This is a genomic window from Sphingomonas glacialis (genome assembly GCF_006439055.1).
Lineage (GTDB): Bacteria > Pseudomonadota > Alphaproteobacteria > Sphingomonadales > Sphingomonadaceae > Sphingomonas > Sphingomonas glacialis_A.
Map to the genome: position 1 here is coordinate 1,662,573 of NZ_RCZC01000002.1, position 15,541 is coordinate 1,678,113.

The window sequence follows — 15,541 nt, forward strand, 5'->3', positions numbered from 1 at the left end:
GATGTTCAAGCCCGTCCTGATCACTGCCGGCCTCGCCGGAATTGCCGTCTTCGCACTCGGCGGCGGCACGGCGAAAGCCGAGCGCGCGGTGCCGATCCCCGCGTCCAAGACCGACGTCACCGCGAGCGGCCCGCAGACCGCTATCTTCGCGGGCGGCTGTTTCTGGGGAATGGAAGCGGTGTTCGAGCATGTGAAGGGCGTCCGCAAGGTCACCGCGGGCTACGCCGGCGGCACGCGCGAGACTGCGACCTACGACCAGGTTTCGACCGAGACGACGCAGCATGCCGAGGCGATCCGCGTGGTCTATGATCCCGCCAAGGTCAGCTATGCGACGCTGCTGCGCGTTTATTTCTCGGTCGCGCACGATCCGACGCAGCTCAACCGCCAGACGCCCGACAGCGGCTATAGCTATCGCTCGGCGATCTTCCCGCAGAGCCCGGCGCAGCGCGGCGTGGCGGCGGCGTATATCGCGCAGCTTGGGCAGGCGCATGTGTTTGCCAAGCCGATCGTGACGAAGATCGAGAGCGGGTCGTTCTTTCCGGCGGAGGACTATCACCAGCGCTTCTTCGACCGGAACCCGAACCACCCGTATATCGTGACCTTCGACAAGCCCAAGGTGGCGGCGTTCCGGGCGGGGTTCCCGCAGCTGGCGAGCTGATCCTTCTTCTTAGCCCCTCCCCTTTAGGAGCAACAGGTAAACCGCCCCCCGGGCGGTTTAGGTCAGGCCGGGGGCCTGACCGACCTGTTGCTGGGTTTGGGGTGGGGACGTGCCTCGTAGAGAGCTAGCGCCCGTTACAGCCCCACCCCAACCCCTCCCCTGAAGGGGAGGGGCTCATCCTAAACCCTAAGCCGCGACCTTGAAGCGCAGCAGCTTGTCCTCGACCGGGATCAGCGCCTCCGCTCCCGGCCCGACCGCGCGGATGATCTCGGGGTGATCGACGTCGAGCCCGCCGGTCAACGCGCCGAAGGCGGGCAGGATCAGCTTGGTCGGTGTCGCGACGAAGCAGATGCGCGAGACGTTGCGGCCGCGCACGCGCAGGCGTAGCTTGGGATGGAAATGCCCCGACAGTTCGGGCCGCGTCTCGCGGGCGCTCGCCTCATGGCGCAGGACCAGTCCGTCGACCACCGCCTCGTCGAGCACCACGCCGCCGCAATGATCGACCAGCCCCGCCTCGGCCCCCGCATCGTGATTGCCCGTGATCCAGGTCCAGCGCGCCGCCCCGGTCAGCCCGCGCAGCGTCGCCTGCGCCGCCGCGGGCAACCGCTCGCAGCCCTTGGGATCGTGAAAACTGTCGCCCAGGCACCAGATCTCGCGGGGGCTCAGCGCCGCGACCAAAGCGCTCAGATCGGCGAGCGTCGCGAGCGAATCATACGGCGGCAGCATCTGCCCGCTCCGCGCGAACCAGCTCGCTTTCTCGAAATGCAGGTCGGCCACCAACAACGCGCCGCGTTCGGGCCAGAACAAGGCGCCGCTCCGCAAGGCGAGCAAGGAATGGCCCCCGAAGCTGAGAGGGGCGAACGAAAAGGGAACCATGCCCTTGCCTATGTCGCAATCGATGCAGCCATGCAACGCCGTCCCGCCCAACGCACCCCCACGCCGGTCAAACCGCTTGCGCAAAGGCGTGACGGGCGTAAAGCGCGCCGTCCTCCTCGGCGAGCCATCACCTGCTTATGACCTCTGCCACTGACAGCATTGCTGCAAAAACCGCACCCCACCCCGCGCTCGTCGCGCTGACGATCGGCGCGATCGGCGTGGTGTTCGGCGATATCGGCACCAGCCCGCTCTACGCGTTTCGCGAGGCGCTCAATCTGACCGCCAAGGATGGGCTCGACCCCAGCGAGATCCTCGGCGTGCTGAGCCTGGCGATCTGGTCGCTGATCCTCGTCGTCACGGTCAAATACGTCATCTTCCTGATGCGCGCCGACAATCAGGGCGAAGGCGGCGTGCTTGCGCTGACCGCGCTCGCCAGGCGGGCGCTCGGCAAGCGCTCGCTGATCGCGCTGGTGCTCGGCGCGGCGGGCGCGTCGCTCTTCTATGGCGATGCGATCATCACCCCGGCGCTGTCGGTGCTGTCGGCGGTCGAGGGGCTGAAGACGATCCCGGGTCTCGACGGCATGTTCACCGATTCGGTGATCCTCGGCGTGACGATCGTCATCCTCGTCGCGCTCTTCTTCATCCAGAGCCGCGGCACGGCGAGCGTCTCGGCGCTGTTCGGCCCGGTCTGCATCGTCTGGTTCCTCGCGATCGGCGCGCTCGGGCTGTGGCACATCACCGACGAGCCCTCGATCCTGCGCGTGATCTCGCCGCATTACGGCGCGATCTTCCTCGCGACGCACGGCGTGACCGGGCTGTTCGTGCTCGGCGCGGTGTTCCTCACCGTTACCGGCGCCGAGGCGCTGACCGCCGACATGGGGCATTTCGGGATCCTGCCGATCCGCATCGGCTGGTTCGTGCTCGTCTTCCCGTGCCTGATCCTCAATTATCTCGGGCAAGGCGCCTATGCGCTGAGCGCGCTCGAGTCCGCCGCCGCGGCGGGCAAGCCGTTCGTCAACCAGGACTGGTTCTTCCTGATGGCGCCCGAGGGGATCCGCCCGTGGCTGATCGTGCTCGCGATGATGGCCACCGTCATCGCCAGCCAGGCGGTGATCACCGGGGCGTACTCGCTGACGCAGCAGGCGATCCAGCTTGGGCTCCTCCCCCGCCTGCGGATCCGCCAGACCTCGGCGACGCAGGCCGGGCAGATCTACCTCCCCTCGATCAACTGGCTGCTGCTGGTCGGCGTGCTGGTGCTGGTGATCCAGTTCCGCACCTCCTCGGCAATGGCCGCGGCGTACGGCATCGCGGTGACGGGGACGATGGTGGTGACGACGCTGCTCGCGTACATCGTCGTGCGGCATCGCTGGAACTGGGGGCGCCCGCTCGCGCTCGCCGTCATCCTGCCGTTCCTGACGCTCGACCTGATCTTCTTCGGCGCGAACATCCTGCGCGTGATCGAGGGTGGCTGGGTGCCGCTGGTCGTCGCCGCTGTGATTGGCCTGATCATCTACACCTGGAACCGCGGGCGCGGGATCGTCCGCGCGTTCGAGCTGCGCCAGAGCGTCCCGCTCGCCGACCTGGCGGCAGCACTCGCCAAGCGCCCGCCCGAGCGCGTCGAGGGGACCGCGGTGTTCCTCACCGCCAACCCCGACAGCGCACCGGGCGCGCTGCTGCACAATCTCAAGCATAACAAGGTGCTCCACGAGAAGAACCTGATCTGCAGCATCCGCACCGCCGACCGCCCCTCGGTCGAGCAGGACGAGCGCGCCGAGATCCGCCCGGTCGACGCCAATTTCACGATCATCGTGCTGACCTATGGCTTCATGGAATCGCCCGACGTGCCGCGCGACCTGGGGCTGGAGGCGGTGAGCCACAAGAAGTCGCTCAACCCCGCCAAGACGAGCTATTTCATCGGCCGCAACACGATCAAGCCCGCCGCCGACCAGGGCATGCCGCTGTGGCAGGACCGGATCTTCATGTTCCTGCAAAGGAATGCGAGCGACCCGACCGACTTTTTGCGCATCCCGCCGGGGAAGGTGCTGGAGTTGGGGGAGCAGGTTACGGTTTGATTTCGGCGGAGCCGTGCTCCGGTCATCCCCATCGCGGCGCGATCTGCATCTACAAGACGCCCCCCGCCGGCATAGCCGACGAGGGGCGGTTGGCAGCGTAATGGGTCGCAGCGCGCCTTACGGTCGCAACACCACCTTGATCACCCCGTCCTCCTTGTCGCGGAACTTCTTGTACATCTCGGGCGCATCCTCGAGGCTCGCCGGGTGCGTCACGACGAAGCTCGGGTCGATGTCACCGGCCTCGATCCGCGCGAGCAGCGGTGCGGTATAGGCCTGGACGTGGGTCTGGCCGGTCTTGATCGTCAGCCCCTTGTTCATCATCGCGCCGAGCGGGACCTTGTCGCCCATCCCGACATAGACGCCGGGGATCGACACCGTGCCGCCCATCCGGCAGCTCATGATCGCCTCGCGCAGCACGTGGATGCGATCGGTGGCGAGGCCGACCGCCGCCTTGGTCTTGTCGAGCACCGCATCGAAGCTGCCATGGCCCGATGCCTCGGCGCCGACCGCGTCGATGCAGCTGTCGGGGCCGCGGCCCTTGGTGCGGAATTGCAGCTCGTCATAGACGTTCTCGGTCTCGCTGAAATCGATCGTCTCGGCGCCGCCGGCTTGCGCCATCAGCAGCCGCTCGGGGACTTCGTCGATCGCGATGACGCGGCCGGCACCCAGTATCAGCGCCGAGCGGATCGCGAACTGGCCGACCGGGCCGCAGCCCCAGATCGCGACCGTGTCGCCGGGTTCGATCTGCGCATTCTCGGCGGCCATATAGCCGGTCGGGAAGATGTCGGAGAGGAACAGGGCTTGTTCGTCGGTGACGCTGTCCGGCACCTTGATCGGGCCGATATCGGCCATCGGCACGCGCAGATATTCGGCCTGGCCGCCGCAATAGCCGCCCAGCATGTGGCTGAAGCCGAACAGGCCGGCGGGCGAATGGCCCATCGCCTTGATCGCCATTTCGGCATTGGGGTTGGTGCGCTCGCACGCCGAGAACAGGCCCTTGCGGCAGAAGAAGCAATCGCCGCAGCTGATCGTGAAGGGGACGACGACGCGGTCGCCGATCTTGAGGTTGGTGACTTCCGAGCCCAAGGCGACGACTTCGCCCATGTTCTCGTGGCCGAGGATGTCGCCGGCCTGCATCGTCGGCTGATAGCCGTCGAGCAGATGGAGGTCCGAGCCGCAGATCGCGCAGGCCGTCACCTTGATGATCGCATCGCGCGGATGCTGGATTTCGGGGTCCTTGACGGTGTCGACGCGGACGTCGCCTTTGCCGTGCCATACCAATGCGCGCATGTTTCGTCTCCGATTGTTGGATGCTTCCGCCGGGGGGTGCGGAAGAGTCTTCAAGCGGCCCAACGCGTCAGGGTGCGGAATGGGGGGCGTAAGCTTTTGTTTTTCAGGCTGATCGGGATCAGGTTCGGGACGAAGCGCGCCGCGCGCGCAACACGAGGCAAGGCGAGGATCAGTGGCCAGGTTGCCCCCAAGCCGTCACCCCGGCCTCGTGCCGGGGTCCACCGTGATGCGCGCCTTGCGGGTCAGCACACGCGGTGCGGTGGACCCCGGGACGGGCCCGGGGTGACGGTTGGGGCGGGGAGCGGAACGCCCCCTACCCCGCGTAGGCCTTGACCAGATCGAACAGATAATCCCGCCCGTCATATAACGACTTCACGTTGATCCGCTCGTTCAGCCCATGCGCGCGGTTGAAGTCGCCGGTCATGAAGATCCCCGGCACGCCATAGACCGGGATGCCGATGCCCTCGAAGAAAATGCCGTCGGTCGCGCCGGTCGACATCAAGGGCAGGATCGTCAGGCCGGGGAAGTGCTTGGCGGCAACGGCTTGCGCCGGGCGCATCACCTTGGGGTCGAGCGTGGGCGGGACCGCGACGGGGCGGATCGGCGCGTTGGCGCTGACCTTCACCGCGGCGCCGGCGAGCTGCTGGAGCTTGGCGAGCGTGCCCTCGACGGTCTCGCCCGGGAAGATGCGGCAGTTGATGTTGGCGGTGGCGCGCTGCGGGAGCGCGTTCTCGGCATGGCCGGCGCTGAGCAGCGTCGCGACGCAGGTGGTGCGCAGCGTCGAGTGGAAGGTCTTGTCGGTGCTGACGATCTTGTCGGCCGCGGCGTCGGCGGGGTTGGCGACGAGCTTGAGCATCGCGTCGCGCATCGCAGGCGGCTGCGCGGGGGCGGCGCCCGTGAAGAAGGCGCGCGTCGTGTCGGTGAATTTGATCGGGAATTCGTAAGCGCGGATCGCCTCGATCGCGTCGGCGAGCTGGTAGATCGCATTGTCGGGGACGGGCTGCGAGCTGTGGCCGCCGGGGTTGGTGGCGGTGAGCGTGAAGTTCTGCGCGGCCTTCTCGCCGACTTGCATGAACATCGCGAGGCGCTTTCCGTCATCGGTCATCTGGCCGCCGCCGCCTTCGTTGAGGCCGAATTCGGCGGCGATGAGGTCGGGCTTGTTCTGCGCGAGCCACTGCGCGCCGTTGAAGGCGAAGGTGGTCTCCTCGCCGCAGGTGAGCGCGAGCTTGATCGTGCGCTTGGGACGGTACTTCTCGGTCTTGAAGCGGATCAGGCTGTCGGCCCAGATCGCGGCCATCGCCTTGTCGTCGGTGCTGCCGCGGGCGTAATAATAGCCGTCTTCCTCGATCAGCTTGAACGGATCGCGCGTCCAGTCCTCGCGCTTGGCCTCGACCACGTCGAGATGGGCGAGGAGCAGCATCGGCTTGGCCTTGGCATCGCTCCCTTTGAGGATCGCGACGAGGCCGCCTTCCTTGGGATGATCGGGGACGCTGAAATAGGTGAGGTCGGAATCGGCGAAGCCCGCCGCCTTCAATCGCGCGCCGATCTGCGCGGCGGCGGTGGTGCAGCTTCCCGAGGACAGCGTGGTGTTGGTTTCGACCAGCTCCTTGTAGAGGCCGAGATAGGCCTTCTGGTCGGGGCGGTCCTGCGCGGTGGCGGCGCTGGCGAGCGCGGTGGTGGCGAGCAAGGTCGTGGCGAGGATCTTGGTGATGCGTGCGAACATGGACAGCCCCCTGTGTTTGGACGCGAGGCTAGCGCGGTCGCGGGGGAACGCAACGGGCGACTAAAAGCCCCTCCCCTTCAGGAGCGTCAGGTAAACCGCGCGCCTCGCGGTTCAGGTCAGGCCGGGGGCCTGACCGACCTGACGCTGGGTTGGGGTGGGGAAGTCGCGAGCGCCGATCTCTGCGAGGCGTCCCCCACCCCCCTTCCCCCCCCCCCTGAAGGGGAGGGGCTTAAGAGCTACCGCTCCGCCTTCGGCTGGGCGAGGCGGAGTTCGCGGTTGGCGAAGTCGATCCGCACGCGGCCGAACAGCCGCAGCGCATCCATCCCGAGCAGCAAGGCCGGACGGCCGCGCAAGCCGAGCCGCGCGAACGGCGCTGCATCCGAAAAGGCGACGGGCAGATGCGCGAGCCCGACATCGCCGATCTGAACCTTATCGAGCTCGGCATAATCCGCGCGCAGCACCGCGCCGGTGACGCTGGTCAGCGTGATCGCGGGCAAGGCGACCGCATCGGCGGCGACGAGCTGGCGCAGCGCGACATTGCCCATGCTGGTATCGGCGCCGGTGTCAATCACGACGCGCACCTTGTGGCCGTGATAGGTCGCATCGGTGACGACGAGCTGGCCGAACAAATTGCGCGCGCGGATGACGATGTCGTCGCGGCCGAAATGCTCCTTGCGCGTGCGTTTGGTCGAAGGCGTGACCGTCATCGTCGCGCCGGCGAAGTCGATCGTCACGGCATGGCCCTGCAGCGTGTCGATCCCGACCAGCCCGGACGCGCCGAGATGCCGCTCGACAAAGGCCGGCGCCTCGATCTGCGTGCCCGTCAGCCGCGCGCCGCCGATCGGCGAACCGATCCGCAGATCGGGGATGACGACGGTCGCGAACTGCGCCGATCCCGCCATCGCGGTGACGTGGACGCTGCGCCCGGGGGCGAGGCCGAGCGTCGTCGCGAGCTCGCGCGCGATGACGGTGCGTTCGGATCCGGTGTCGACGACGAAGCGGTACGGGCCTGCGGGGCCGATCGTCACGGGGACCGTCATGCGTAGGCCGTCGGTGACGAACGCGAGCTGGTCGGCGGGGGTTTGCTGCGGCTCATGCTGCGCAGCAGGATCGGGCGGAGGCTGCAGCACGGGTTGGGGCGTGGCCAGCAATGCGGCGAGCGGAACAGCTAGAAGCAGCGCCGGAAACATGCCCGCAAACTACGCCCGTTTCGGGCGCTTCACAAGCGGGGGAGCGAGCGCCAGACCGGCACCACCCGCTCCGTTACCCACTGCGAGACCCAGCGCGTCACCCACCGCGCTACCCACAGCGTCACCCCAGCGAAAGCTGGGGTCTCGCGACGCTGGCGCGGTGCCCGTTGCGGGGAGATCCCAGCTTTCGCTGGGATGACGGTAGGCAAGATGGCGCTCGTCGGGAGACCTGTTACCCCGGGCTTGTCCGGGGTCCACCGGGATGCGCGCACGATCCTCCGCATCGCTCGCGGCACGGTGGGCCCCGGCACAGGGCCCGGGTGACGAATCGGCTCAGTCGGGGCGCATCGCCTCGGCGGCGAGCGCTTCGGCCTCGATCAGCAGCGCGTCGTCGGCGAGGCCGGTGGCGATCTTCTCGCGCCCGATCAGCGTGAGGACGGGCACCGCGAGTGGCGAGACGCGCTCGAGATCGACGTGGAGCATCGTGTCGGCGGCGCGGTCGAGCAGATCGGCGAGGCGCCCGACATCGGTCATCCGCGCGCGGGCGTCGGCCCAGGCGGCTTCGAGCAGGAGATGGCCGGGCTCGTATTTGCGCAGCACGTCGTAGATCAGGTCGGTCGAGAAGGTGACCTGCTTGCCGGTCTTGCGCTTGCCGGGGTGCTGGCGCTCGACGAGGCCGCCGATCACCGCGACTTCGCGGAAGGCGCGTTTCAGAAGCGCCGAACTCTGTACCCAGTCGACGAATTCGTCCTCGAGGATGTCGGCCGAGAAGAGCGATTGCGGGTCGGTGATCGGCTCGAGCCCGTAGCACGCCAGCGCATAGTCGTTCGAGACGAAGCCCATCGGTTTGAGCCCGAGCGTCTCCATCCGCCGCGTGACGAGCATGCCGAGCGACTGATGCGCGTTCCAGCCCTCGAAGCTGTAGGCGACCATGTAATGCCGCCCCTCGCGCGGGAAGGTCTCGACGAGCAACTGGCCGGGCGCGGGGAGCGTCGAGCGGCGCTGCTGCATTTCGAGCCATTCGCGCACGTCGTCGGGGAAGCGCGGCCATTCGGAAGGGTCGGCGAGGAAACCGCGGACGCGCTGTGCGAGGTTGGTCGACATCGCCATCCGCGCGCCGCCATAGGTCGGGATCCGCGCCGGGCGGGCGGTGGCACGGACGAGCAGATCCTCGGTGTCCATGCCCATCACCTCGAGGCTCATGCCGGCGAAGAAGAAGGTGTCGCCGGGGCTGAGCGTTGCCGCGAACCCCTCCTCGACCTTGCCTAGGCTCCGGCCGTTCTTGAAGCGGACGGTGAGCATCGTCGCCTCGACGATGATCCCTGCGTTCAATCTATGCTGCGCAACAAATTTGGGGTGGCTGACGCGCCACAGGCCGTCGGCATCCTGCGTCAGCCGCTTGAACTTGTCATAGGCCTGCAACGCATAGCCGCCGTCGCGGATGAAGCCGAGCACGCGGCTGAAGGTCTCGTCGGTGAGCGCCGAATAGGGCAGCGCCGAGCGGATTTCGCTGAACATCTCGTCCTCGCGGAACGGCGCGGCGCAGGCGCACGCCATGATATGCTGCGCGAGGACGTCGAGCCCACCCATGCGGAAGATATCGGGGTCGAGCTCGCCCGCATCAACCGCGTCGAGCGCGGCGCGGGCTTCGAGATATTCGAAGCGGTTGCCGGGGACGAGCACCGCCTCCGATGCCTCGTCCATGCGGTGATTGCTGCGCCCGATCCGCTGCAGCAATCGCGACGATCCTTTCGGCGCGCCCATCTGGATGACGCAATCGACATCGCCCCAATCGACCCCGAGATCGAGGCTGGCGGTGGCGACAAGGCCGCGCAACTTGCCATCCGCCATCGCGCCTTCGACTTTACGCCGCGCTTCCAGCGACAGCGAGCCGTGGTGGATGCCGATCGGCAGGCTCATTGCGTTGACCTTCCACAGATCCTGGAAGATCAGCTCGGCGAGGCTGCGCGTGTTGCAGAAGACGATCGAGGTCTTGTGCGTCTCGATCTCGGCCATCACCTGCTCGGCGGCGTAGCGGCCCGAATGGCCCGACCAAGGCACACGCCCCTCGGGCAGCAGAATCGCGATATTGGCGGGGACGCCGGGTTCGCCCTGCACCAGATCGACCGTATCGATATCGCCATCGGGCGCGAGCCAGGCACGATAGCCGTCGGCATCGGCCACCGTCGCCGACAGCGCGACGCGGCGCAGATCGGGCGCGAGGCGTTGCAGGCGGCCCATGCACAGCGACAGCAGGTCGCCGCGCTTGCCGGTGGCGAAGGCGTGGACTTCGTCGACGACGATCGTCCTGAGGTTCTCGAAGATCAGCCCGCTGTCGGGGTAGCTGAGCAGCAGGCTAAGCGATTCCGGGGTGGTCAGCAGGATCTGCGGCGGCTTGATCCGCTGGCGCGCCTTGCGGTCCGACGGGGTGTCGCCGGTGCGCGTCTCGACGCGGATGTCGAGGCCCATCTCGGCAATCGGGGTGAGCAGGTTGCGCTGGACGTCGACTGCGAGCGCCTTCAGCGGCGAGACGTAGAGCGTGTGGAGCCCCTGCGTGGGGCTTTCGATCAATTCGGTCAGCGTCGGGAGGAATCCCGCGAGCGTCTTGCCCGCGCCGGTGCTCGCGACGAGCAGGCCGTGATGCCCGGCGCGCGCGACGTCGAGCATCGCGAGCTGGTGCGCACGCGGAGCCCAGCCCTTGGCAGCGAACCAGTCGGTGATCGGGGCGGGAAGGTCGAATACGCTCACGCCCCGATATGGGGTGCGCGGCGCGCCAATGACCAGCCCCGCGCGCGCGATCACGGAATTGCGCGAAACTCGGTGTAGCTCGTGGTGGTGCGCATCGTCCCGGCCTTGCCCATCATCGCGCCCGTCAGCGCGCTGGTCGCATCCGACGGCACCGCGATTCCGTCGCCGAGCAGCCGATAGCGCTGGTCGACCGTGATGCTGCGTAGCGAGGCGACCAGCATGACGCTGAAGCTCTTGTTTGACGTCATCCGCACATGCTCGACGAACGGCACCGCGCCGCTGGTGTTGACCATCGCCTCGACCTGCGTATCGGCGGACGCATCGTGCGACCCGATCTTAAAGGTGCCCGCCGGCAGCCGCGCAAAACGATACAGCACGCCGCCGCCCGTTTCGCTCCGCGTCGCGGGGCCGCCGAACCAGTCCGCGAGTTTAGCGTAGGACGGAATCGGCCCGTGATTGGTTTTGCGCGACTTCTCGATTTCCTTGGGCGTCGGCGCGCGGCCGTCGATGCTCATCAGCGACCAGCGCTCTGCGGGCGAGCGGCTGGGATCGAACTGCTCGACATAGGTCGTGCGCGGGGCGCCGGTCCGCTCGAACGCCAGCGTGCGGCGAAAGGCATGGCGCGCGGTCGGCGTGGCGCGGGCTGTGGCGACGATCCGGGTTTGCAACGCGTCGGCGTGGGCGGCGGTGCTTGGCGCGGCCGTCGCCAGCGCGATCAGGGCGAGGGCGGGGATCCTGCTGCGATGGCGGGTTGCACGGGCGAAGGGTGAGCTGGTCATACCGCATCGATCCTACAGCAATGGGGCCAATCCAAGGCGTTTCCGCCGTCCGTGCGCGCCCAAGTCCCTCTCCCTGTGGGAGAGGGAGGGAGGAGCGAAGCGACGGAAGGGTGAGGGCAGAGCGTCGTAACTGCCCTCACCCTTCCCACTCGGCTACGCCGAGCGGGCCCCTTCCCTCTCCCGATGGGAGAGGGAGATTTGGAACTCAAACGCGTCCCACCCATATAGCCTTGATGGCAAAGCTCGGCGACTGGATCGATCCGCACCCGCACGGAATTTACGTGAAGCCCGCCGACGTGTGGATCGACCCGTCGCGCCCCTCCCCTGTAGCGCTCGTCACGCACGGTCATGCCGACCACGCGCGCGGCGGGCACGATGCGGTGTGGGCGACGCCTGAGACGCTCGCGATCATGGACGCGCGCTACGGCCCGCAGCCCGGGAACGCTGTCGCGTACGGCGACAGCCACACCTTCGGCGACGTGCGAGCCACCTTCGTTCCCGCCGGCCACGTGCTCGGCTCGGCGCAGATCCTGCTCGAATATCGCGGCGAGCGCGTCGTCGTGTCGGGCGATTACAAGCGCCGCGCTGACCCGACCTGCGCAGCGTTCGAGCCGGTCAAATGCGACGTGTTCATCACCGAGGCGACGTTTGGATTGCCGGTGTTCCGCCACCCCGAGACCGGCGACGAGATCGACAAATTGACCGCCGCGCTCCACGCCAATCCGACGCGCTGCGTGCTGGTTGGCGCGTACGCGCTCGGCAAGGCGCAGCGCGTCATCGCCGAGCTGCGCGCGCGCGGGCATGACGCGCCGATCTACATCCACGGTGCGCTCGAGAAATTGTGCGCGCTGTATCAGGCGCACGGCGTCGAGCTCGGCGACCTCCGCCCCGCGACGGTCGCCGCCAAGGCCGAGATGATGGGGCATGTCGTGATCGCGCCGCCCGGCGCGATGGCCGATCGCTGGTCGCGGCGCCTGCCCGATCCGATCACCGCGATGGCGTCCGGGTGGATGCGCGTGCGGCAGCGCGCGGTGCAGCGCGGGGTCGAGCTGCCGCTGATCCTCAGCGACCACGCCGATTGGGACGAACTGACCGACACGCTGACCGAGATCGCGCCCAAGGAAGTGTGGGTGACGCATGGGCGCGAGGATGCGCTCGTCCATTGGTGCCAGACCCGCCAGATCAAGGCACGCGCGCTCGCGCTGTCGGGCTATGAGGATGAGGACGACTGAGCCGATCGCGCTGGACGCTCTTTCTCCGCAAGCATAGATATCGCTTGGGTTTTGGGGGAAAGCAGCATGGTGACGCGATCGATGCAGGCTTGTTTGGCGGGCGCACTTCTCGCCGCCGTCGCGCCGACGATGGCCCATGCCAGCAGCTTCGGCGACGCCCTGTCGCAATGCCTGGTCGATCACAGCTCGCAGGCTGACCAGACGCTCCTCGTACAATGGGTCTTCTCGGCGATATCGGCGGGGCCCGCGGTCAAGGCCTTGTCGTCGATAACCCCTGCGCAACGCGAGGATTTCAACCGGCGGACCGGGGTGTATTTCAATCGGGTGCTGACGGTAGACTGCCGCCCGCAGGCGCTCGAAGCGATCAAATATGATGGCGCATCGACGATCGAGGCGAGCTTCGGAACGCTAGGCAGCGTCGCGATGCGCGGCCTGATGAGCGACCCGCTGGTGCAGAAGGAACTGCAGCAACTGGGCAAGTTCGCCGATTCCAACGCGCTCGGTGCGCTGATCGGCGAGGCGGGAACGCCGAAGGCGGCACCGCCGGCAAAATAGCCGGCGGCGCCACCGCGCGCTTTACAGCTTGAGGTGGTTCCGCCCGCGCTGGCTGTCATGCTTCTGGTGCGTGATCGCGCGGTCTGCCTGGGCCTGGCGATCGTGGATCATGCGCTTGTCGGCCGATGTCAGGCGTCCGCCGTGGCGGGCGCGCTGGCGGGCCTCAAGCCGCTCGATCGAGCGCTGCTGCGCCTTCAACCGTGCGCTTTCCACGCGCGTCAGCTTGCCCGAGCGATCGCCCGCGTCGATCCGACGTTCCTGATTCCGCTGGCGGAGGTTGACCTGGGCGGTCGCCGGCAGCGCCGCGCTCACCGTCAACGTCGCGGCGAGCGCCGCCATGATTGCCTTACGCATTCTCGATTCCTTCACGGCTCCGAACGAGCCGCACCCCCAACGCGCCACGGCGAACTTCGATCAAGCCGATCGAAAACATCGCCTCCACCCGCGTAGATTCCGCATCTTCACGTAAGTGAAATTATAGCTTCACAGATATGCAGCAAATGTGTCATCATTCTGTAACAGACCAAATAGGAGACTCATCATGACCCTGAAATTCGCTATCGCCATCCTTGTCGCAGGCGCGGCCGTCGCTCCGGCCGCAGCCGCTCCGTCGCGCGATCCCGCCGCAGCCGTGCGCACGCTCGAAACCGTCTCGCAGATTTCGCCGCGCGATGGCGGTGTCGCGATCGAACTCGCCGCCGCCTATCAGCGCGCAGGCCGCGCCGCCGATGCCAATACCGCGCTGCGTCGCGCGCTCACGCTCGACAATGCGATGCTCGAAACGCCGACCGGCGATGCCGTCTGGTCGCACCAGGTCGCCAAGCGCGCGCTCGCGCGCGACGTTGCGCTGACCGCACGCTGAGCTTGCCGCCGGCCTGACCTCGGTCGGGCCGGCTCGCGCTCCAATCAGGCGTCCCCTTTACGCGCCCTCAAGCGCCCGCGCCCGCCGGCGCTGCACCGACGATCCGATCCCGAGCGCCTCGCGATATTTCGCGACCGTGCGCCGCGCGATGTCGAAGCCCTTGGCATTGAGCAATTCGACCAGCGTGTCGTCCGACAGGATCTTGTCGCCCTCGGCCCCGATCAGCGCCTTGATCGCCGATTTCACCGCTTGCGCCGACACCGCATCGCCCCCCTCGGACGACTGGATCGCCGAGGTGAAGAAATATTTGAGCTCGTAGAGCCCGCGCGCACACGACAGATATTTGTTGCTGGTGACGCGCGACACCGTCGATTCGTGCATCTCGATCGCATCGGCGACCTGACGCAGCGTCATCGGTTTGAGATGCGCGACGCCATTGAGGAAGAAGCCTTCCTGCTGCTTCACGATCTCGGCGGCGACCTTGATGATCGTGCGCTGGCGCTGGTCGAGCGCCTTGACCAGCCAATTGGCGCTGGCGAGCATGTCGCCGAGCCACGCCTTCGACGCCTTGTCGCCGCGCGCGCTCGACAGTTCGGTGTAATAGCTGCGGTTGACCAGCACGCGCGGGAGAGTCGCGGCGTTGATCTCGATGCCCCAGCCGTCCTTGCGCTTGGCGACGAACAGATCGGGCACCACTGCCTGGGTCGGCTCGCCGCCGAAGCGGCAGCCGGGCTTGGGATCGTAGCCGCGGAGTTCGCGGATCATGTCGGCGAGATCCTCGTCATCGACATTGCACAGCCGCCGCAACCGCGCGAGATCGCCGCGCGCGACGAGATCGAGATTGTCGATCAGCCGCGCCATGCAGGGATCGTAGCGATCGGCCTCCTTCGCCTGGAGCGCGAGGCATTCGGCAAGATCGCGCGCGCCGACGCCGGTCGGCTCGAAGGTCTGGATGATGCCGAGCACCTGCTCGACGCGGACGAGTGGCACGCCGAGCCGCGTCGCGATGTCGAGCAGCGACGCGGTGAGATAGCCGCATTCGTCGATCTGATCGATCAGATGCGCGGCGATGAACAGGTCCGCGCCATCGACCGCGGTGCCGGCCTGCGCAAGCAGATGGTCCGACAGGCTGAGCCCGGTATCGGCGAAACCGTCGAAATCGGGGCCGTCCTCGCCTAACCCGCCGCCGCTGCTCGCTCCATTGAGGCCGAGCGATCCGTCCATCCCCGCGCCGCCCGCCTGATCGGCGGGGCCGTCATGGTGGAAGCTCTCGGCGGTGAAATCGACGTCGAGCGACGCCTCGCCCGAATCGCCGCCGCCCAGCAGCAGTTCGTCGGCGGTGGCGGGTTCGTCGCGGATCGGCGTTTCGGCCTCGCGTTCCTGCGTCGGGCCGTCGTCCTCGGGCGCGCTCGCCTCGAGCAGCGGGTTGCGCTCGATCTCCTCGGCGAGGAAGCCCTCGACCTCGAGGTTCGACAGCGCGAGCAGGCGAATCGCCTGCTGGAGCTGCGGCGTCATCACCAGCGATTGCGACTGGCGCAGGTCTAGGCGCGGGGCGA

Annotated in this window: 13 protein-coding genes; 5 read left to right on the plus strand and 8 right to left on the minus strand. The window is 67.5% G+C overall.

Going from position 1 to position 15,541, the window contains the following annotated elements; all coding sequences use genetic code 11:
• Position 1 precedes the first annotated feature (1 nt).
• A complete protein-coding gene (gene msrA / locus EAH76_RS11700) occupies positions 2 to 658 on the plus strand; it encodes a peptide-methionine (S)-S-oxide reductase MsrA (protein WP_140850339.1) in 657 nt (218 codons plus the stop codon).
• Positions 659 to 844: 186 nt separating this feature from the next.
• On the opposite strand, the gene pdeM is transcribed toward msrA, so the two are convergent.
• Positions 845 to 1,534 (minus strand): ligase-associated DNA damage response endonuclease PdeM, encoded by a 690-nt coding sequence (pdeM, locus tag EAH76_RS11705; protein WP_140850340.1) that lies wholly within the window; start codon positions 1,532 to 1,534, stop codon positions 845 to 847.
• Between the two features lie 137 nt (positions 1,535 to 1,671).
• On the opposite strand from pdeM, the gene EAH76_RS11710 reads away from it, so the two are divergent.
• Positions 1,672 to 3,606 (plus strand): potassium transporter Kup, encoded by a 1,935-nt coding sequence (locus EAH76_RS11710; protein WP_140850341.1) that lies wholly within the window; start codon positions 1,672 to 1,674, stop codon positions 3,604 to 3,606.
• A 117-nt stretch (positions 3,607 to 3,723) separates the two neighbouring features.
• On the opposite strand, the gene EAH76_RS11715 is transcribed toward EAH76_RS11710, so the two are convergent.
• The 5 genes from EAH76_RS11715 to EAH76_RS11740 all read right to left on the minus strand — a co-directional run bounded on the left by EAH76_RS11715 (position 3,724) and on the right by EAH76_RS11740 (position 11,336).
• A complete protein-coding gene (locus EAH76_RS11715; RefSeq protein WP_140850342.1) occupies positions 3,724 to 4,896 on the minus strand; it encodes a zinc-dependent alcohol dehydrogenase in 1,173 nt (390 codons plus the stop codon).
• A 313-nt stretch (positions 4,897 to 5,209) separates the two neighbouring features.
• Positions 5,210 to 6,619, minus strand: coding sequence for a M20/M25/M40 family metallo-hydrolase (locus EAH76_RS11720; protein ID WP_140850343.1), 1,410 nt, complete (start codon positions 6,617 to 6,619; stop codon positions 5,210 to 5,212).
• A 236-nt stretch (positions 6,620 to 6,855) separates the two neighbouring features.
• A complete protein-coding gene (locus EAH76_RS11725; RefSeq protein ID WP_140850344.1) occupies positions 6,856 to 7,809 on the minus strand; it encodes an aspartyl protease family protein in 954 nt (317 codons plus the stop codon).
• Positions 7,810 to 8,142: 333 nt separating this feature from the next.
• Positions 8,143 to 10,557 (minus strand): ligase-associated DNA damage response DEXH box helicase, encoded by a 2,415-nt coding sequence (locus tag EAH76_RS11735; RefSeq protein ID WP_194150977.1) that lies wholly within the window; start codon positions 10,555 to 10,557, stop codon positions 8,143 to 8,145.
• Positions 10,558 to 10,607: 50 nt separating this feature from the next.
• Complete coding sequence (locus EAH76_RS11740) at positions 10,608 to 11,336, minus strand: hypothetical protein (protein WP_241659644.1); 729 nt, start codon at positions 11,334 to 11,336, stop codon at positions 10,608 to 10,610.
• A 233-nt stretch (positions 11,337 to 11,569) separates the two neighbouring features.
• Between EAH76_RS11740 and EAH76_RS11745 the strand changes: the two genes are divergently transcribed.
• Positions 11,570 to 12,568, plus strand: a complete 999-nt coding sequence (locus EAH76_RS11745) for a ligase-associated DNA damage response exonuclease (RefSeq protein WP_140850345.1) — start codon at positions 11,570 to 11,572, stop codon at positions 12,566 to 12,568.
• A 66-nt stretch (positions 12,569 to 12,634) separates the two neighbouring features.
• Positions 12,635 to 13,123, plus strand: coding sequence for a hypothetical protein (locus tag EAH76_RS11750; RefSeq protein WP_140850346.1), 489 nt, complete (start codon positions 12,635 to 12,637; stop codon positions 13,121 to 13,123).
• Positions 13,124 to 13,144: 21 nt separating this feature from the next.
• Here EAH76_RS11750 and EAH76_RS11755 read toward each other — a convergent pair whose 3' ends face one another.
• A complete protein-coding gene (locus EAH76_RS11755) occupies positions 13,145 to 13,477 on the minus strand; it encodes a hypothetical protein (RefSeq protein WP_140850347.1) in 333 nt (110 codons plus the stop codon).
• A gap of 187 nt (positions 13,478 to 13,664) precedes the next feature.
• On the opposite strand from EAH76_RS11755, the gene EAH76_RS11760 reads away from it, so the two are divergent.
• Complete coding sequence (locus EAH76_RS11760) at positions 13,665 to 13,985, plus strand: tetratricopeptide repeat protein (RefSeq protein WP_140850348.1); 321 nt, start codon at positions 13,665 to 13,667, stop codon at positions 13,983 to 13,985.
• A 57-nt stretch (positions 13,986 to 14,042) separates the two neighbouring features.
• Here the strand turns inward: EAH76_RS11760 and rpoN are convergent.
• Positions 14,043 to 15,541 (minus strand): RNA polymerase factor sigma-54 (gene rpoN / locus EAH76_RS11765; protein WP_140850349.1); only part of this gene is annotated, 1,499 nt, incomplete at its 5' end.